Raw genomic sequence first — 18,819 nt, forward strand, 5'->3', positions numbered from 1 at the left:
TCCGACCCCAACGGCTTCCGTGATCACAGAGGGTGAAGTCCTACGGCACACCGGGGAGGAATACAGATCAATGGATCAATGAAGCCTGCCAGTGTGGCACCCGTAGCGATCTGGGTAGCAGCCCTTAGGACCGGAGGTCGTTGGACAGGTTGATCCGGATCTCCGTGTTGCGGTATCCGGCGCGTCCGAACGCGGCCGCCATCGGCGCGTTGCCCACGTCGGTGGTGGCGGTGATGCGAAGCTCTCCGTTGGCCGCGTGGATGCGGGTGATCTCGGCGAGTATCTCGTCCACGTAGCCGCGCCCCCGGAACTCCGGGACCACCCCGAGATACCCGACGTTCACGTTGTACGGCGTTGCCGAGGGGATCGCCATTCCCGCCACCTCGCCCTCGTGCGTATAGGCGATCCGCCACCACTCCCGCTTGCCCGGCGCCCTGAGATAGAAGTCCATTTCTTCGCGCGCGGTCGCGTCCACGCCCTTGGCTGCCAGGTTCGCACGAGTCTGGGCGTCCAGGCTGCCGTCGGCGATTCTCGTGAATACCGTCAGGAACTCCTCGTCGGAAGCCTCGGCGAACCGCAGCACGCCGCTCACCGGAGGCACCCCGTCGGCGGGTGCCCACTCGAACTGCAGCCGCTCCACTTCCCGGGTGAGGCCGGCCGCGTGTGCTGCCGCCCGCCGCCATTCCACTGCCATCGAGGTGGCCGGATCGTCGCGCCAGCCGCCGGCTGCCTTGATCGCGTACTGCACCGGCTGCGGGAATCCGGTCAGCGCGGCCCTGATCAGTTCGGCGGCGATGGCGGCGCGGTCGCCCATGGCGGGATCCACGTCGAGGCAGTCGAGCGCGACCGGGTGCGCACTGTCCTTCGGCCCCCACCACAGCGCCCGTCCCACGACCTGGTCGTCAACCTCGGCGATCCACGTCCATTCCGGCCGGTACATGTTCTCGGCCAGATCTGCGAGGTAACGGTCGGCGGGGATCCAGCCGACGGGCTCGGCCACGCTCCACCTGGTCACGTGGTCGAGGTCGGCCGGAACGGTAGGGCGGTAGGAGATCATCTGCATAAACTAAAGTCCTTTTGTCATCATTTGAGCCAAATATTCGGCCGTTCCTTGAAGCCCGGCGCCGCCCCGCTCAGGGGCGGCGCCCAGGCCCTGGGCAGGGCGATCATGTCGCCGTATGCGCGAGGATCGCCGTCGCCAGTTCCTCGTGCACCTCCACCGGCAGCGTATGCCCCATCCCCTCCACCATCATCAGCCGCGCCCCTGGGATCCGCTCCGCGATGAGCGCGCTGTGACCGGGTTTGGCGGGCTCGCAGGTGCCCTCGACGGCCAGGGTCGGCGCCTTGATCTGGTCCAGGACGCCCACCGGCTCGAAGTCCGGGTTCGCCGCCGCGGCCCGGCGGTGATTGGCCACGGCGGACAGATCGCGGGCCCGGTCGTAGATGTGTTCTTGCAGCAGGCGGGCGGCGTCCTCGTCGAAGGGCAACCCCGTCCCGTGCAGGACGCGCTGCTCGGCGATCATGAGGTCGATCTGCTCGCGCCGGCCGGCGGGCGGCGGGCTCGTGACCAGCGCACGGAAGAACTCGACGAACTCCGGCGCCGGCGGTGGCAGGCTGCCTTCGGGCTGCGGCTCGCCCATCAAGGCCCGCATGATCACCGCGCCTTCAGCGCCGCCGAGCGGCGAAGAGCCGATGACGGTGAGTGTGCGCACCCGCTCCGGCCGCTCCACCGCGATCAGCTGGCCGAGCAGCCCGCCCGCCGAGTGGCAGACCAGATGAGCGCTGTCCAGGCCATGCGCGTCCATCACCCGCAGTACGTCGTTCTTGATGTCGTCCCATGTATAAGGCTCCTTGTCGAAGTCGATGGTGTCCGAGCGGCCGGTGTCGCGGTGGTCGTATCGGATCACGCGCCGGCCACCGGCCGTCAGCCTGCCGATAAACGCGTCCGGCCACAGGACGCCCTGCGACATCGAACCCATGATCAGCAGGATCGGCGCGTCCGTGGCGGCGCCGAACTCTTCGCTCCAGATGTTGTTCTCAGGCATGTTCAAAGCATGTCCTGTCCCGCTACGGGTGCCTTCTGTAGAACTACTAGGGACGTCAGTTCAGTACGGGTGCCGACGCCTACCTTCGGATAGATCCTGTAGAGGTGATACTCGACCGTCCGCCAACGGGACAGAATCCAAGGTCTGTCTGGTCAGTGCTCCTGCGCGGCCCGTACTCGGGCGCTTATGTCCGAGCTGTGTACGCTCGCGTCTCCCCCGAGGCCCTGGCTCGCTGGCAGCAGGGCCGCGACCCCGCCGCGCGCCGCTGCTGACGGGGCGCAGGGCGAGCCCAACCCTGCACAAGGGTGTCAGAACTCCTCATTTCTGCGAGCACGACCCCACGAGCGGAAGGATGCTCTGGGAGCGAGGCAGTCACATATCGTCAGCGGCCAGAACCGAGGTCTGGCCGCTGACGCGATCCCCTAACGGTCGCTGATCATCATTGACGGTTATGCGCTGCCGGTCTTTGCCCGATCACGATGACTTTCGTGCAGGAGCGACCGCAGTTCGGCGGTGTCGATGATGTGGGCCAGTCTCGGGAAAACGCTGGTCATCAGGGTCTGGTGGACTTGTGGGTCCGGGTCGGTGACGCCGTCGGAGAGGACGTAGAGCCGGTAGTCGCGGTCGGCGGCATCAGCGACGGTGGACAGTACGACGCCGCTGGTGGTGATGCCGGCGATGACCAGGGTGGTGATTCCGCGATCCCGCAGTTGCCGGTCTAGGTCTGTCGTAGACAGCGCGCCGTAGCGGGTCTTGCGGACGGTGATGTCGCCGGGCTCCGGGGCAAGCTGATCGTGAAAGGCGCTGTCGGGCTCCTCGTGGTGCATGAGGTGCTGCTGGCCGAGGAAAGAGAAGGTCTTGTTGGCCGGTGGGATCGCCGCCCAGTCGGCTTCGGTGAATCCGACCCGCACGTAGGCGATGGCGGCGCCGTGCGCTCGCATGTCGGCGATGGCACCGGCCACTCGTGACAGGAGCGCTTCCGGGTTGGCCAGGCCGGGGAGCGAGGCCAGGATTCCCTGCTGGTAATCCATGATGAGCAGTGCGGCCGTCCGGGGGTCCAGCGCCGGGGGTGTGACGGTCATTTTTCTCTCCTTGGGTGATGAGGGGCGCCCTGGCACGCGAGATCGCGTGCCCGGGCCGACTACACGTTGGGCACGTGAGCCACGATGTGCCGCACCGCGACCCCATCGGCCACGGCGCGAAGGCCGTCACGCTCATCTCCGAGCTGTACGCGGAGGGGCGAACCGCTCCGAAGGGGCCGTGGCCCGATCGCGGTGACGGCTGTGGCGGCCCGTTAGGTGCGACTGGGTGTCGGCTTCGGCTCGGCGAGTGGCGCCGCGGCGCGCCGGGGAAGCAGCAGCGGGGTCGTCAGCAGGAGTACGCCGGCCAGGCCGATGGCCGTGCGCGGGCCGAGCAGGCCGCCCAGCACGCCCCAGGCGGCCGTCAGGAGCGCGGTCGAGGCCTTGGTCGTCACCGTCCAGGCGGACAGCGTGCGGGTGATCCGGTCGGGCGCGGTGCGATCGAGGCGGTAGGTGGCGTAGACGGGATTGAAGACCCCGCAGCAGAAGATCAGCCCGAGCTCGACGCCCATCACCAGCAGCAGCCCGCCGGTCCCCGGCCCCAGGAAGACCAGCCCGGCGGGCCATAGCGCGCGCAGCGTCCCGGCCACGACCAGGACCCGGTGCTGCCCGAACCGGGTGACGAGCGGCCGGGCCAGCCGCGCACCGAACAGCCCGCCGATCGCGGGCGCGGCGAAGGCGAGGCCGTACTGCCACGGTGTGAACCCGAGCCGGCCGAGCATCAGGACGGCCAGCAATGCGTCGGTGGCCATCAGCAGGCCGTTGAACAGGGCGGTGTTGAAGAACAGCGGCCGCAGCGTCGCGTCGGCGAGGATGTACCGCCATCCGTCGAGCAGGTCCCCGGCCCGCATGCGCGCGGCCTGCCTGCGCTCGGGCCTCGGCTCCTTGCCGCCCGCCGCGCGGATGCTCAGGGCCGAGAGCAGGTAGCTGACCGCGTCGGCCACCACCGTCACCACCGGACCGAGCAGCCCGATCGCGGCACCGCCCAGCGGCGGTCCGATGATGGTGGTCGTCCAGGTCGTGGACTCGAAGCGGGCGTTGGCGACGAGCAGGTCCTCGGCCGGCAGCAGCGTCTTCAGGTACGCGCCGGAGGCGGCGCGGAAGGTGATGTCGGCGGCCGCGACGACGACCGAGACCAGCAGGAGCTGGACGAAGGAGAGCACGCCGAGCGCGAACGCGGCGGGAATCGTCAGCAGCGCCGCGAACCGCACCAGGTCCATCCCGATCAGCACCGGCCGCTTGCGGCGGAACTCCACCCACGGGCCCAGCGGCACCGCCACGGCCGCGCCCACCAGAGCCCCCACCGAGGACAACGCCGCGATCTCGGCCGGCCCGGCGTGCAACACCTGGAGCGCGATCAGCGGGAACGCGCCGAAGGCGAGCCACGTGCCGAGCGCGCTGGTCCCGAACGCTCCCCAGAGCCACCCGAACTGCCGCCCCAACAGGTTCCCGCTGCGCATGCCCGCCGCTCCTCGCCACTCGCTCGCACAACTGATTTGTGATCGCAAGCATCAAAGCGCGCGCCGTACCAGGGGATCAAACAACTTCAGAGCCTTCAGCTACAACGAACGGTTGTATCTGTAGAGTGTGTCCGCATGGACCTCGACACCGTCCGGACCTTCGTCGCCGCCGCCGACGCGGGGCAATTCCAGGAGGCCGCCGCCGAGCTGGCGGTCACCCAGCAGGCCGTCTCCAAACGCATCGCCGCGCTGGAGCGCAACCTCGGCGTGCGGCTGTTCACCCGCACGCCGCGCGGCGCCGAGCTCACCATCGACGGGCAGGCGTTCCTGCCCCACGCCCGCGAGCTGCTGCGCGTCGCCGAGCGCGCGGTCGCCTCCGTGCGTACCGACAGCCGTCCGCTGCGCGTCGACATGATCGCCTCACGCAGCGCGGCATCGGGCCTGATGCGCGGCTTCCACCGCGCGCACCCCGAGATCGACCTCGACGTGGTGATGCTGTTCGACATCGAGACGGCCCTCGCCGCCATCCGGTCCGGTGCGATCGACGCGTCCTTCCGCGCCGTCGCCATGCCCGGCCGGCCACTTCCCGAGGACATCGAGTCCGTCCGGGTGCTCGACGAGCCGCTCCAGCTCCTCACCGGGCCCGCCCACGCGCTGGCGGGCGCCTGGTCGGTGACCCTGACCCAGCTCGCCGGGCACCGGATCTGGATGCCCGGCCTCGTCCCCGGAACCGAGTGGGCCGCCTACTACGACGATCTCGTCGCCGAGTTCGGCCTCACCATCGAGGCGACCGGCCCCAACTTCGGCTCCGACGCGCTCCTCGACACCATCGCCGACACCCCGGCCCTGGCCACCTTCATGGGCGAGCAGACCCGCCTCGTCTGGCCCGCCGGCCACGGCCTGCGCCGCATCCCAGTGGCCGACCCCACGCCCGTCTACCCGCACTCGCTCCTGTGGCACCGCGACAACCCCCACCCCGCGCTGGCCACCCTCCGCGCCCACCTCGCCGCCACAGCGGCCGGCCACGGCGCCGCCGGGACCTGGACGCCGGACTGGGCAATCCCGCGCTGAACGCCGCCTCGGCGGGCCGGACCGCCAAACCGAAATTCAGCACAGCTCGCCGCAGATGGTCTCACGCTGGCCCCGCAGATCATCGACACAGCCACCGGCACCCTGAATCGGCTGGCCGCCGACCCCGCAAGGGCCGGCCACGTCCGTGTCAATGCCGCGAGGGCACCGGCGAATATGAGCGACGGGCAAGGCCGCAATTTGCTGGCCCGCCTGGCCGTCGACCCAGCCCTGAACGGTGAGAGCCGCATCACGGCGGCATGGAAGCTGGCCGAGTTGGACGACCCGCGAGCGGCCGAAGTGTGGGCCGCGCTGGTCGGCGACCCTGCTCTGCACGGCACCACCCGGGCCACGGCAGCGCGCGAACTGGCCGAACTGGATGATGTACAGGATTCTGCCCACCTGGCCGCGCTGGCGACCCAACTCCGCCCTGGATGATCTTTACGGCATGGCGGCGGCAGAGGCACTGATCGAGCGGGCTGATCAGCGAGCTACCCAGCACAGCCTGCCCGGCCAGCACCCAGCTGACGAGATGCGGCACCTGACATATGGGCGCCGCTGGCGCACCCGAGCCATCGCCTGGATCATCAGGCGGACTGGCGGAGTCCCGCGGCGGTTTCTCGTAGAGAACGGCTCTTCCACGAGGTAATGAGGACGACGGTAAGTGCCCAGGCATTAAGGCTGGGCTTCTCCCGGAACCTGGCCGAAACCGAACCAGGTCCCCACCGCGAGCAAATCGACGCCGTTATCGGCACGATCGGCGTCTGGCTCATCCCCGGGCTACCCAGACCGAAATCCCGGGCCGTACCGAGGACTTCTCACGCGCTGTGACCCGCGGAAACGCTGATCCTTTGGGCCATATGACGCAATTCTCACCAGCGGGCCGTCAAATGCGCTCTCGCAGAACACGAGACGGCCCAGCGCTACCCCGACGCCGTCGAACAGGCCCACGCGGAGCACGTCGCCCGCCACGAAGGACTCCAGCTCAAGTAGCCGGTGCGAGTGCTCTTCCGCCTCGGCAGAAAAGCCACGTCACCGCAGGTCAGGGTTGGGTCCGTTGGATTCTGCTCTGTTGCTGCCGGGACCCCGGTACGTGATGCCGGTGATGGTCGGCCACCCCGACACCACTGGCGAGGGCCAGGCGCCGGCCTCGCGCTGAACGCACGCAAGAGGCCCGCCGGATGTCAGCGGCGGCGTCAGGACGGCGACAGCCCCATATCAGAGCGGTCGGCGATCGTAGGGGCATCGAAAGAACACCGCACAAGGAGCACATGATGCAGAAGTTCGACACCCCCGCCCCGATCGCCGCCGTCCTGCACATCCCCGCGGGACGCGTCCAGCTCATCGCCGCCGACCAGGCCGACACCACGGTCGAGATCCAGCCCACCAACCCCTCCAAGAGCCGTGACGTGAAGGCGGCCGAGGAGACCACGGTCGCCTACGCCGACGGCGTCCTGCGGATCGAGACCTCGGTGAAGAACCAGTACCTCGGCCCGTCCGGATCCATCGACGTGACCGTCAAGCTGCCCACCGGCTCCCGCATCGAGGCGAAGGCGGCCGCCGCCGAACTCCGGGCCCTCGGCCGCCTCGGCGAGGTCGCCTTCGACGGCGCGTACCGCCAGATCACGCTCGAGGAGATCGCGAGCCTGCGCCTGACCGCGACCGACGGCGACGTCGAGGTCGGCCGCCTGGCCGGCCCCGCGCAGATCAGCACCGCACGGGGCGACATCCGCATCGCCGAGGCCGCCGGCGGCAAGGTCGTGCTCCGCACCCAGTCCGGCGACATCGCGATCACCGCCGCGGCCGGCGTCTCGGCCGCGCTGGACGCCGGCACCGCCTACGGCCGCATCACCAACGCCCTCAAGAACAACGGCATCGCCGAACTCGACATCCACGCCACCACCTCCAACGGCGACATCACCGCCCGCAGCCTGTGACCCGCAGCCTCCCAAGGAGAGGCAGACCAAGCCCGCCGACGACGAACGGCCCCGGTCCATCCACGCGGACCGGGGCCGTTCCAGGCGCGGGTGCCAAGAACTCGGCTACCCTATGCGACCTGCACGTATTCGTGGATCAGTCCACCGAGACGGTCACGTCGGATGACCTTGCTGTCGCCCTCAACAGGATCGGGAAGGGCTCGCGGCGGAGCGGCCTCGCCCAGGGAGCGATGCTCATTGAAGTGGGCCTCGTAGGTCGCCAGCACGCGCCGTAAATGGCGGACGTTGACGATGAGGATCCGATCGAGGAGTTCTCGGCGCAGGCCGCCGATCCAGCGTTCGGCGAACGCGTTGGCCCGCGGAGCGCGAGGTGGCGGCTTGAGGACGCGGATGCCTGCGGCCGTGAAGACTTCGTCGAACATCGTGTCGCCACCTCCGACGCCGCAGCCGTGCAACGCGTGCTCCGCGACGCCCGCATCGAGGGTGGGACCCTGGCCACCACCGAGCTGGGCGAGGCCATCGACGGCCACACCTTCGTCCTGGTCGGCGCGCTGACCGCCCTGGCGGTGCTGATGGCGATCGTCGGCGTGCTCGACGTTGCCGCGTGCCTTCTCACTGCTGGCTCTCGGCCTCTGGGCCCTGACCGCCGTCGCCGGCTCGGCCCTGGCCGGAACGGCCCCCGCCCGCCGAGCCGCCCGGCTGACCATCCGCAAGGCCCTGGTCTACGTCTAAAGGAGTCCTGATGCGTAAGACGCTGTTCATCCTGCTCGCGCTCGCTGCCGTGATCGGTGGCCTGGCCGTGGCCGCTCATCAGCTGGACCTCTCGGCCCGAGCGTCGCGGCGTGGACGCTCACATCGGCTCAGGTCCATGGCGGCCGGACGTAGCAGGGCAAGGGCAGATGCGGGCCGGCAATACATCCGGCACATCCCCGGCCGACAGCCCGCAGCTGCCGTAGGACCAGCGAACGCAGTCACACCGACAGCCCGGCCCGTGCTTCATCGCCGTCCTGGCCGCCCTCAAGCGGACAAAGGTCACACTTGCGGGCTCTCCCGAGCCTGCAAGTGTGACCGGCGATCATCGCCGCGCAGCACCGCGGCATAGGTCCGGAAGTGTGGGCTCAGCCGTAGTAGTCGCGGATTTCCCAGAAGCGGGAGGGGTGGCCGTCGCAGGTGTACTGGACGGCCTCGATGTTGTTCTCGGTGCTGACGCCGCCGGCGATCGTGAGGCATTTGCCGGTCTGGACGTTCCGGAATTGGATGTGTTGGCCGACCTGATTGCCAAGCGCCCAGTAGCGCGAGGGGTGGGTGTCGCAGGTGTACTGGAGGGCGACGACGTTGTTCTCGGTGCTGACGCCGCCGGCGATCGTGAGGCATTTGCCGGTCTGGCGGTTCCTGACCTGCAGGTACGCGCTGGAGTAACCCCAGACGTCCCAGCGGCGGGAGGGGTGGCTGTCGCAGGTGTACTGGACGGCGTGGACGTTGTTCTCGGTGCTGACGCCGCCGGCGATGGTCAGGCACTTGCCGGTCTGCCAGTTCACGAGCTGGACGTTCGACGCCGCCCAGACGGCCGTGGACGAAGGCGCGGCGGATGCCGGAGTGGCGGTGGTCGCGCCGAGGGCGAGGAGGGGAGCGATGACGGCTGCCCTGCGAAGAATGTAGGACTTCATAGGACCCAGCGTGCGGGCGCAGGGCCGGCATGGCCTGAGTACCTCGTACTCAATGTGTGCCCTGGGGCGGGTTGCTCCGGAGAGGCTGTGGCTTGGGCAGGAACAGACGCGCGGCCAGGGCAAAGCCGGCAATGGAGATCCCGAAGGAGGGGCTCGCAACGCTGACCACCGCCAGGAGCCACGGTCTGCCTGCCGCTATGAAGACGGAACGTCCCCCCGTCCTGCCGGACAGGGGGACAATGGACCGCCGCGCGTCACACCGGGCGCTTGGCACCCGATTCGCCGTCGGCCAGCACCATGGCCCCTGGCGGTGATGGTTGTTGCGGCTTGCGGATCACGGTATCCGCATGCGCAGGAGTGATACCCAGCACCAGCACGGCGGCCATGCCGACGGCCGAAGCGGCGGCACGGCGAGTCCAGGTACGGGTCTTCATACGGCTCTCCCAGTCGGCCGATGATCACGACAGTACTGTCCACCAGCATCAGTGCCACATCCCCGCCCGTCCACCCCAGAAGGGCCGGGTGGCCACAAGCGGACAGGCCCTCGCACCCGCAGACGTTCACGACGGCTACGGGCTCGACACTGGATCAGCTGAGCGACGGCCGTCTCACCCTCGGCGTCGGACTCGGAAGCGACCGGTTCGGCGGCGAGCTGTCCAAGACCGGCGAGCAGCTCGACGACCGGCAGCGCGGGCGGATGCTCGACGAGTCCTTGGCGATCCTGGCCGCCGCCTGGTCCGGCGAGCCGGTGCGCCATCGCGGCGAGCACTACACCGTCGACGACATCACGTTCCTGCCGCGGCCGGTTCAGCGGCCCGGCGTGGCCACCCTCACCGAACTTCGATATCGCCATCAGCCTGCCCTCCGACGCCGACTTTGAAGCGGTACAGGGACGCCCGGACGGGTAACGGAGTCTACGGCGATGTCCGGTCCCCCGCTCTCAGCGCCCCGCTCGTAATGGAGCGGGGTCGGCAACGCCTGCCAGGTGCCGTCGGCCGGCCGGCGATGGAGCCGCAGAGGGCCCTCATCGCACGCACACCGATCCGGTGGCAGGCAACGCGCCGGTCACCAGGTAGGTGTCGATGCGTTCCGTCGCGCAGGCGGACCTCCGGTATGCGGTGTGGCCGTCGCCGTCGTTGATCAGCAGTCCCGAGCCCTGAATGCGTTCTGCAAGGCTGCGCGCCCAGCGGAGTGGAGTGGCGGGGTCGTGAGTGTTACCGATCACGAGAATCGGCGGCACGTTGCTGATCGTGCGTTGACGCCGCGAGTGAGCCGGAGGGATCGGCCAGCCTACACACCCCGCGGTCATGTCCCAGAATTCAGACGTGCCGAGCATATGAGGGGCTACGCTGCGGACCTGCCGCGTACGTTTGCGCATGTCGGCAAAGCTGTGGATCCCGGGATCGATGTCCTGGCAGAGGATCGACCGGTAGGCGGCTGTGCTCACCGGATCGTCCAGCGCTTGGGCCCGCATGGTCGCGAAGAGTTGGGCGTCGCCCTGCTCAGCCTGCGTGATCGCGGTTGCGAGGCCACCCGCGAACTCCGGAGTCATGGTGAGGAAGGCATACGCGGAGTAGCGCAGTTCCTCGGCGGTCAGGGGCCGGCCGCCCGATACGCCGATCGGCGCTCGCTCGGCCGCGGTGACCAGGCGGTCCCACACCTGGCTGACGTCGCGACCGTGCAGGGCGCACGTCGCGGTGCGGTCACACCAGGCGGTGAACCGGTCGAAGGAGTCCTCCACGGCCGTTGCGGCGTCGGTGACCAGCCGTGATGCGGGTATGGCCTGATCGACGGCACCGTCCAGTGCCATCGTGCGTACCCTGCCGGGGAACAGGCGGGCGTACTGTGCTCCGAGCATGCTGCCGTAGGATTTGCCGAAGAAGATGATCTTCGTCTCGCCGAGGGCGGCCCGCACCGCGTCGAAGTCGCGCGCGACGTTCGCCGTGTCCAGGTGTGCCGGCAACGGTCCGGTGGAGGTGAGGCAACTCCGGCCGGTGGCCGCGTTCCAGTCGACGAGCTGGTCGTATCCGGCCTTGTCCTTCGGGAACTGGCTGATCTCAGGATTGTGGACCGGCCGGCCGCATCGCAGCGCCGGGATGCTTTCCCCCACTCCACGCGGGTCTATGCCGATGATGTCGAAGCGGCGGCGTAGCTCTTCGGAGAAGGTGTCGGCGGCGTAGTCGCGCACCAGCAGAGCGGCGGGCACTCCCGGCCCGCCCGGGTTGTAGAAGAGGGTGCCCACCCGGGCCGAGGGATCCGTGGCCTTGCGGCGCACGACTGACAGCTTGATCCTGGCATCCGATGGGGCGTTCCAGTCGAGCGGCACTTCGACCACGCCGCACTCGGCTCCTGGCTGGTCCGCGCAGGCACGCCAGGACACGCCGGCTCTGCCGGAGTCCGAGGCGGAGGTTCTCCCAGAGGCCTGGGCCGAGGCGAACGCGCCGCTCGCCAGGACCGGTATAGCGACAGACACCACAATGCCGATCGTCATGTATCGCTTCACGACAGAGTATGGTTCCCGGCCGCTTCGATGAGGTCATCGACCGGAAGTACGATCCCGGTCGGCCGAACGGCTGAACCGGATACCGCCCTCGAAGAAGTCATACGCCGGCGCAGGATCGTGTCAGGGCGGATCAGCAGTGACCTCGCCTGCACACATGACGAGTGCAAAGGAGCTCTCCGCTGGGCAAATGGCCGCTTTATGTCCGGTAGATGCCCTGGTTCGCAGAGATCGCGAATCCCACAATCGTGCCGTGAACCTCCAGCGAATGATCCGGTTATTACACATCACAGCCCTCTCGTTCTTGATGGCCATCTCCTCGGCGGTGCTCTGGGCGGGGGCGACGCCGGCGTATGCGGTGCGGGGCGGGAGCCCGGTCGCCGACGGTACGTGGGGTTTCGTGGCGAAGGTGAACGTCGGCGAGAAGCACGCATGCACAGGAGCCCTGGTCAGCCCGCAGTGGGTCATCACGGCCACCAGTTGTTTCGCCGCTGAGGGGCAGCCCGTCAAGAGCGGGGCGCCTACGGAGGCCACGACGGTGACGGTCGGCAGGACGGACCTGTTCGGCTCGGGCGGGCGGGTGCTGCCCGTGGAGTGGATCCACCCGCACCATGACCGGGATGTCGTGCTGGTCCGGCTGTCGTTGCGGGTACTCGACGTGACACCTGTCGCGGTCAGCGCCACCGTTCCTGCCGCGGGGGACGCGCTACAGGTCGCCGGCTATGGCCGGACCGCTGAGGAGTGGGCGCCCAACCGGCTGCATGCCGCGCCGGTCACCGCCGGGGCCGTGGCCGCCGGCTCGTTCGGCTGGACCGGAGCGAGCGGCGGCGAGGCGAGCGCCTGTCAGGGCGACGCGGGTGCCCCGGTGTTCCGTACGGGCGGGAGCCGTCCGGAGCTCGTCGGGCTCAGCATCGGCGCGGGGCAGGGGGGCTGCCTCGGTGCGGCCGGCGACGGGCCGCGCGGCGCCGACGCGGTGCGGGTGGACGACCTGGCGAGCTGGATCAGCCTGGTCGCGGCCGAGCCCACCGCCACCTTCCGGACGTACGGCCCCAGTTCGACCGGGATCGGCGGCTACGACCTGAAGGACGCCCGCGACCAGGTGGTGGCGTTCGACTATGCACATTCGGGGAAGCTGGATCACCTGCTGTTGTACCGGCCGGGAGCCGGGATGGTCTCCATCGTCAAGCGGGGCGCGGACGGCACCTACGCGCCGGTCTACTCCTCGGCCGACGGTGGGATCGGCGGCTATGACCTGAAGAGCCCGGCGGACCGGATCACCGCGTTCGATTACGACGGCTCCGGGAAGCTCGATCATCTGGTGTTGTACCGGCCGGCGACCGGGATAGTGCACATTCTCAAGCACGGCAGTGGTGCCACGTTCACGCCGGTCTACTCCTCGGCCGACAGTGGGATCGGCGGCTATGACCTGAAGAGCCCGGCGGATCAGATCATCGCCTTCGATTACGAGGGCTCGGGGAAGCTCGATCATCTGCTGCTCTACCGTCCGGGCGGGCACACGGCCTGGATCCTCGAGCACGGCGCGGGCAACACGTTCAGAGCGGTGTTCCACAGCTCGACCGGCATCGGTGGCTATGACCTGCTGAACACGGCGGACCGGATCACCGCCTTCGATTACGAGGGCTCGGGGAAGCTGGATCATCTGGTGTTGTACCGGCCGGGGGCCGGGATGGTCTCCATCCTCAAGCGAGGCGCGGACGGCACCTACGCTCCGGTCTACTCCTCGGCCGCCGGCGGGATCGGTGGTTACGACCTGAAGGGCACGGCGGATCAGATCATCGCCTTCGATTACGAGAATTCGGGGAAGCTGGATCATCTGCTGCTCTACCGTCCGGGCTCGGAGACGGCCTGGGTCCTCCAACACGGCGCGGGCACCACGTTCAGAGCGGTGTTCCACAGCTCGACCGGCATCGGTGGCTATGACCTGAAGAGCACGAGGGACCGGATCATCGCCTTCGATTTCCAGAGGTCGGGCGGGCAGAGCCATCTGCTCCTCTACCGGCCGATGGACGGGATCGCGTGGGTCGTGGGCCGGGCCTATCCGCCTGGGCGGCCGATCCTGGAAACCGTGTGGCCCGTCATCCGCCCGGACTCCATCGTGGAGAACTTCGCCTATCCCGTGGACTTCCATCACGAGTTCGCAGGTACGTCCGGTCAGGACGACTGGGGTACGGACGAGGCCGAGGCGAAGAACTTCCAGCTGCTCTCCGGGAACGGCGGGATCATCTGGGTCTCGTGCACCGCGTCCCCGGAGAACGGGGTCGGCGTGATCAAGGTGTTCCCGGGCCTGTTGAACGGCCAGACCGAGGTCGGCGAGCCACACCTCGGCGTGACGGCGGTGTGCTTCAAGGTCATCGGACCCGCGGGATACGTGAAGCTCCGGATCCCGAACGTCTACGAGGTCCAGGGGGACAGCCGCTCACCGGGAGCCGGCCATGACGTGGACGCGACTGTTGTGAACGTGACGTCCGGCGCGGAGCGCACCAAGCGCGTCGAGCGGGACGAGAGCGAGCAGTTCGGACGTACGGACACCACCTGTGACGAGAACCACCCGGATTATCCGGACAACTGCCGAGAGACCCTCCTGGAACTGCGGGTCGTCAGCTGAGAACGGAACGGCCGACCGGCTTGTGACAGCCGGTCGGCCGTCCAGCCCATTCCTTTGGAAGCATCGACAGGACAGGTGGAGAGACTGCGATGAAGGCGATTCGCGCGTGGCGCGGCAGGGCTTTATGGCAGACGACGAGTGTTGTCGGCGCCGTGCTCTCGCTGCTTCTCGTGAGCAGCCCGATCGTCGAAGCACGGGCCGCGGCGGCGGAGGCGGACCCACCTCGCGCGCCGGCATGCGAACGCCAGGTGGTCCTGGAGGCCTGGGTCACGGGCGGTGTGAACGTCCGTCCGGCCGCGGAGGATGCGCTGCTCGGAGGGCAGGCGGAGATCTGCGCCTTCCTCGCCCAGCTTCCCCGGCTCGCGACGCAGGACGATCGTGAGCAGGTCGGCCGCATCAAGGCCCACGGAGGCCCCGAGGTGTCCGCCGCTGCCAACGCCGCCCTGGTCTCGGACAGCTCCGGTGCCGTGGTGGCGTTTCTCGACGGCGGCTGGGAGACCGCTCGGGAGATCGACCTGCGCGCCAGCGTGAACGAGATGAAGGCGGCCGGCGGACCGGAGGTCAAGGCTGCCGCGAACGAGGTGCTACGCAACGGGTCGCGTACGGCTTTGGGGCAGTTCATCGAGTCGGGATGGCGGCTGCCGTACAGGCTGGACCTGCGGGCGATCGTCAATCGTGCGATGGCTGACGGCGGCCCGGAGGTGCAGGCCGCGGCGAACCGGGCGCTCCAGGACGGCAGCCTGGACATGCAGGAACGATTCATCCAGATCGACTGGGGGGTGGCCCAGGCCCGGGACAACGAGAACCAGACCTTGGGCGATCTCCGGGCGAGCGCCACAGAGGCGACTCGCCGTGCGGCATTCGAGACGATCTCCGCGGTCGCGCAGGCGGAGCGCGCGAAGGCCGAGTCCCTGGCGGCCAAGAACGACGCGCTGGAGGCACAACGCCTCGCCTCGCTGGCTGGACAGGAGTCGGCGGAGGCCAAGCGTCAGGCCCAGCGTGCGGCTGAGGCGGCCGACCGCGCCGCGGTGGCATCCAGCGTCGCCGTACAGGCCGCGCGGGCGGCGGCGGACGCCGCGCGCGCGGCCGCCGGAGCCGCCGGACGCGCGGCGACCGCGGCGGCGCGGGCGCATACGAAGTCCGACGAGGCGTGGGCGGCCGCGTCGGCGGCGGAGCTGAACGCGACCGCCGCCGCCACGGCGGAGATGCACAACCGCATCATGCAGCAGATCGGTCCGCAGATCTCCGCCTGGATCTCGCCCATCAACCAGATCACCGCCGTGACGCAGCAGGCATATGCCGCGGTCGCCGCCGCCGATTCGGCGCGGGCGAACACCGAGGCCGCCGGACGCGCGGCCGAGGCCGCCGGCCGTTATGCGGGGGCAGCCAGCGCCGAGGCGCGGGCCGCGTTCGCCGCGGCCGCGCGGGCGGGAGCAAGCGCGGAACGGGCGAAGCGCGCCACCGCGGAAACGGTGCGTCAAGCGGACATCGCCCAGGACGCGGCCGGCAAGGCGCGAGATGCCGCGACGCGAGCGGTGTCCTATGCGGAGGCGGCGGCGAGCGCCGCGGCGAGCGCGGCCCAGCATGCGGGCAGCGCCGTCAACGCGGCCGAGCTGGCGACGCAGCACGCGAACAATGCCTACCGTGCGGCGGAGGACGCGTTGCAGGCGGCCGAGACCGCCCAAGCCGTCTACAAGTCGGCGCGCGAGGCAGACGCCGAACGGCTCAAGAACGAGCTCGAGCTCGAGTTGTCCTTCGCCCGGCACATCAGTGCGGAAGCCGCCAAGGCCAAGTTGCAGGACGCTCGCGGCTTCGGAGTGCCGATGGGCCGCTATCACACTCCGCAGATCGATGCGCTGATCGCCGAGGCCGCCGACACGCGGACCGATCCCGCACTGGCGGTCGGCAAGGCGCGGGAAGCGGCCCGATACTTCGCGACCGTGCCCGGTACGTGGACCAGTTCGGCGGCCATGTCCGCTCTCGGCGAGGACGATGACGTCCTCGTCCTCCAGTTCGTCAGGAGCGGGCTCGCAGCCGCCGAGGAGCAGGACGACCGCACAACGCTGACCGGTCTCATGGTCACCGGCACCCCGGCCATGAGAGCCGCTGCCCAGCACGCTCTCGATGGCGGGTGGCCCGGCGTCATCGCGTTCCTCAACGACCCGGACTACCCCGAGCGAGCCGCCGAACAGCGGGAGCAGGTCGGGCGGATCCTCGCCGACGCCCGCAGCGCCGGCAACGCCGAGACCGAGAAAGCGGCGAACACCGCCCTGCGCTCGGACGATCCGGACGCGCTCGAGAAGTTCCTGGAGGTGACGCACAACACCACGTACACGATCGACATCCGGTCGAGGGTCGGCGCGATCGCCGGGGATGACTCCTACGGCACCGAGGTGCGGAACGGCGCCCAGATCGCGCTCGCCGGCACGACGGCGATGCAGGTCGAGTTCCTGGAGGTGGATCGGCACCGTGCGGCCGAACGCGACTACGCCACGGCCACACACAACTACATCGCCACCTCCTTGATGATCGAGACCTCGCAGATCGCGGAGCGCGCCGTCGAGTTCGCGCGCACCGCGCAGGCCGCGGCGGCAGAGGCCCGCGGTGCGGCGGAGGAGGCCATCGGTTACGCGGACGACGCCGGCAAAGCCGCCGACCAGGCGCGGACGTACGCAACCGAGGCCGTCGCCCAGGCCCGCGACGCCGCCGCGTCCGCCGAACGAGCCGCGCAGGCCGTTCGCACCGCCGCCGCCGCGACCAAGCAGGCCCAGCAGTCGGCCGGGAAGGCGTCCCTCTCGGCCCGCTGGGCACGCGCCTCTGCTGCTTCGGCGGCAAAGGACGCGGCAAGCGCCTTCGCCGCCTACGACACCGCGTACAAGGCGCAGATCCTGGCCGGCCAGCGCGCGTCAGAAGCGGCTCGCATCGCTGCCGAGGTCTTCGAAGACTATCGGGAAGAGGCCAAGGCCCGGCTGAGCGAACTCAAGGCCGAGTGGTACGGACACTGCAAGTGGGGGCCCGAGGACGGCCTGCCGGGGTACAACGACTGCAACGCCTACGTCGAAAAGATTCTCAACGATCCCAAGGGGCCACTCCACGACCCGGACGGCTACGCCCAGGAACGGATCCAGCACTGCAGGAACCAGTTCGTCGGCAAGGCCCTGGACGCCTGCATGTCCGTCGTCCTGAGCCCGCTCTTCACCTTCGCGGCAAGGGGGATCTCCGACCGGGAGACCGAAACCCATCGCCTCGCCGAGGAGTACATGGCCCTGACCGGACTGGACCTGCTCAACGGCGCCTCCCAATGGTCGTTGGCGAACAAGTGCAAGAACGCCGCCAAGGGAGGCGTCGTGACCGGGGGGGAAGAAGTTCTCGGACTGCATCACCGGCGCCCTGGACCTGTCCGAAGATCCCGACTGGGACAAGTATTCGAGCCAGTGGAAGGGCACCTTCGTGGAGTCGCTCGTCCCGGAGGAGCTGCGGTTCGCCGAGTACAACTCGGAATGGGGAACGATGTACCTGCGCGAGCACCTGTCCGACCGGACCATTCTCTCGGCGATTCACGAGTCCGACCTGGCGACATCACTCCTGCGCATCCTTCCGATCGGATGCGTTCAGGACGGCGGGCAGTGCCCGTACGCGGATGCCGCGCAACAGCTCAGGAACGTGAGCGAGTCGATCAAGCTGGTGAACAACCAGGGCTATATCGTCGACGAGTCCGGGCGGGTGCTCGATGCGAGCGGACTGCCGATCGCGAGCCTGCCACCGATCGATGATCTCGAGAAATGGGCGAACTATACGGTCGAAAGCGGGCTGCACGACGACCTGGCGGCCCTCGAAGACCGTCTCGGCCTGCTGTACAGGCAGGAGTTCGGGCTGCCCATGGCGCCCCCGGCATGGCACCTCGAGACACAGCTCGCCTATCGCGTCGCCACGCGGGAGGTGAAGCTACGCGAGAACACGCTCCGGCTGGTCATGAACAACCGTGGCGGTGTCTGTGACGCGGTGCCGATCAACGGCACCGCACTCGACCAGCAGCGACAGGTCGTGGCCGGGTGCGTCCAAGCCATCAAGATGTTGCTTCCGGCCGGCACGACAATGATCATCCACTACCCCGACCCGGCGAATCCGGCAGAGCTGCTTGAGGTCACCGTGCGTGGCGTCGGCCGCTGGCTGGACTGAACCCGTCACCGCGCGTTGACCCGGTAGCGGGTCAACGCGCGGTCGTCGAGGCCGGTGGCCCGTGCGAAGGTCGGTCCCGGCCATGCCGGCATCCTCCACGAGCAGATCGACGGCGCCTGTCCGGTGCCAAAGCTCGCTCGTAGCGCCGGCCTTCAGAACGGGTGCTTCGCGCGCCTTCTCGGGGGCTGATGCTCCCATCGGAGCGGCTGCAACACGGGGGTTCCGTGTTGCAGCCGCTCTTTCCCAGGAAGGCGGGCG

General features: G+C 69.1%; 15 protein-coding genes. 7 read left to right on the forward strand and 8 right to left on the reverse strand.

What is annotated here, in order from left to right:
- Positions 1-124: 124 nt before the first annotated feature.
- From AB0J87_RS55760 to AB0J87_RS55775, 4 genes are all read right to left on the reverse strand, one after another.
- Entirely contained in the window at positions 125-1,057 is a 933-nt protein-coding gene (locus AB0J87_RS55760) for a GNAT family N-acetyltransferase (protein WP_363982463.1), read from the reverse strand.
- 109 nt (positions 1,058-1,166) lie between these two features.
- On the reverse strand, positions 1,167-2,045 hold the full coding sequence (locus AB0J87_RS55765) for an alpha/beta fold hydrolase (protein ID WP_363982466.1): 879 nt from the start codon (positions 2,043-2,045) through the stop codon (positions 1,167-1,169).
- 449 nt (positions 2,046-2,494) lie between these two features.
- Positions 2,495-3,127 (reverse strand): cysteine hydrolase, encoded by a 633-nt coding sequence (locus AB0J87_RS55770; RefSeq protein WP_363982469.1) that lies wholly within the window; start codon positions 3,125-3,127, stop codon positions 2,495-2,497.
- Positions 3,128-3,339: 212 nt separating this feature from the next.
- Positions 3,340-4,584 carry an MFS transporter gene (locus AB0J87_RS55775; RefSeq protein WP_363982472.1) on the reverse strand — a complete coding sequence of 415 codons (1,245 nt, stop codon included), beginning with the start codon at positions 4,582-4,584 and terminating at the stop codon, positions 3,340-3,342.
- 135 nt (positions 4,585-4,719) lie between these two features.
- On the opposite strand from AB0J87_RS55775, the gene AB0J87_RS55780 reads away from it, so the two are divergent.
- The 3 genes from AB0J87_RS55780 (at position 4,720) to AB0J87_RS55790 (ending at position 7,589) form a co-directional block, all read left to right on the forward strand.
- On the forward strand, positions 4,720-5,655 hold the full coding sequence (locus tag AB0J87_RS55780) for a LysR family transcriptional regulator (protein ID WP_363982475.1): 936 nt from the start codon (positions 4,720-4,722) through the stop codon (positions 5,653-5,655).
- A 174-nt stretch (positions 5,656-5,829) separates the two neighbouring features.
- Positions 5,830-6,090: a hypothetical protein gene (locus AB0J87_RS55785; RefSeq protein WP_363982478.1), complete on the forward strand. Its 261-nt coding sequence runs from the start codon at positions 5,830-5,832 to the stop codon at positions 6,088-6,090.
- A gap of 836 nt (positions 6,091-6,926) precedes the next feature.
- Positions 6,927-7,589: a DUF4097 family beta strand repeat-containing protein gene (locus AB0J87_RS55790; RefSeq protein ID WP_363982860.1), complete on the forward strand. Its 663-nt coding sequence runs from the start codon at positions 6,927-6,929 to the stop codon at positions 7,587-7,589.
- Between the two features lie 110 nt (positions 7,590-7,699).
- Here the strand turns inward: AB0J87_RS55790 and AB0J87_RS55795 are convergent, their stop codons facing one another.
- The 3 genes from AB0J87_RS55795 to AB0J87_RS55805 form a co-directional block, all read right to left on the reverse strand.
- Positions 7,700-8,296, reverse strand: a complete 597-nt coding sequence (locus AB0J87_RS55795) for an integrase core domain-containing protein (protein ID WP_363982863.1) — start codon at positions 8,294-8,296, stop codon at positions 7,700-7,702.
- Positions 8,297-8,707: 411 nt separating this feature from the next.
- Positions 8,708-9,256, reverse strand: coding sequence for an RICIN domain-containing protein (locus tag AB0J87_RS55800; protein ID WP_363982481.1), 549 nt, complete (start codon positions 9,254-9,256; stop codon positions 8,708-8,710).
- Between the two features lie 254 nt (positions 9,257-9,510).
- Positions 9,511-9,690, reverse strand: a complete 180-nt coding sequence (locus AB0J87_RS55805; RefSeq protein ID WP_350732874.1) for a hypothetical protein — start codon at positions 9,688-9,690, stop codon at positions 9,511-9,513.
- A 20-nt stretch (positions 9,691-9,710) separates the two neighbouring features.
- On the opposite strand from AB0J87_RS55805, the gene AB0J87_RS55810 reads away from it, so the two are divergent.
- Complete coding sequence (locus AB0J87_RS55810) at positions 9,711-10,136, forward strand: LLM class flavin-dependent oxidoreductase (RefSeq protein ID WP_363982484.1); 426 nt, start codon at positions 9,711-9,713, stop codon at positions 10,134-10,136.
- A 144-nt stretch (positions 10,137-10,280) separates the two neighbouring features.
- On the opposite strand, the gene AB0J87_RS55815 is transcribed toward AB0J87_RS55810, so the two are convergent.
- Entirely contained in the window at positions 10,281-11,591 is a 1,311-nt protein-coding gene (locus tag AB0J87_RS55815) for an alpha/beta hydrolase (RefSeq protein ID WP_363982487.1), read from the reverse strand.
- 418 nt (positions 11,592-12,009) lie between these two features.
- Here AB0J87_RS55815 and AB0J87_RS55820 point away from each other — a divergent pair, with 418 nt between their 5' ends.
- The 3 genes from AB0J87_RS55820 (at position 12,010) to AB0J87_RS55830 (ending at position 18,561) form a co-directional block, all read left to right on the forward strand.
- Positions 12,010-14,382 carry a trypsin-like serine protease gene (locus AB0J87_RS55820; RefSeq protein WP_363982490.1) on the forward strand — a complete coding sequence of 791 codons (2,373 nt, stop codon included), beginning with the start codon at positions 12,010-12,012 and terminating at the stop codon, positions 14,380-14,382.
- Positions 14,383-14,471: 89 nt separating this feature from the next.
- Entirely contained in the window at positions 14,472-18,155 is a 3,684-nt protein-coding gene (locus AB0J87_RS55825) for an ALF repeat-containing protein (RefSeq protein WP_363982493.1), read from the forward strand.
- Positions 18,046-18,561 carry a DddA-like double-stranded DNA deaminase toxin gene (locus AB0J87_RS55830; protein ID WP_363982496.1) on the forward strand — a complete coding sequence of 172 codons (516 nt, stop codon included), beginning with the start codon at positions 18,046-18,048 and terminating at the stop codon, positions 18,559-18,561. Before AB0J87_RS55825 ends, AB0J87_RS55830 begins: the two co-directional genes overlap by 110 nt.
- Positions 18,562-18,819: the final 258 nt, after the last annotated feature.

This window comes from Nonomuraea sp. NPDC049625 (assembly GCF_040675285.1).
Lineage (GTDB): Bacteria > Actinomycetota > Actinomycetes > Streptosporangiales > Streptosporangiaceae > Nonomuraea > Nonomuraea angiospora_A.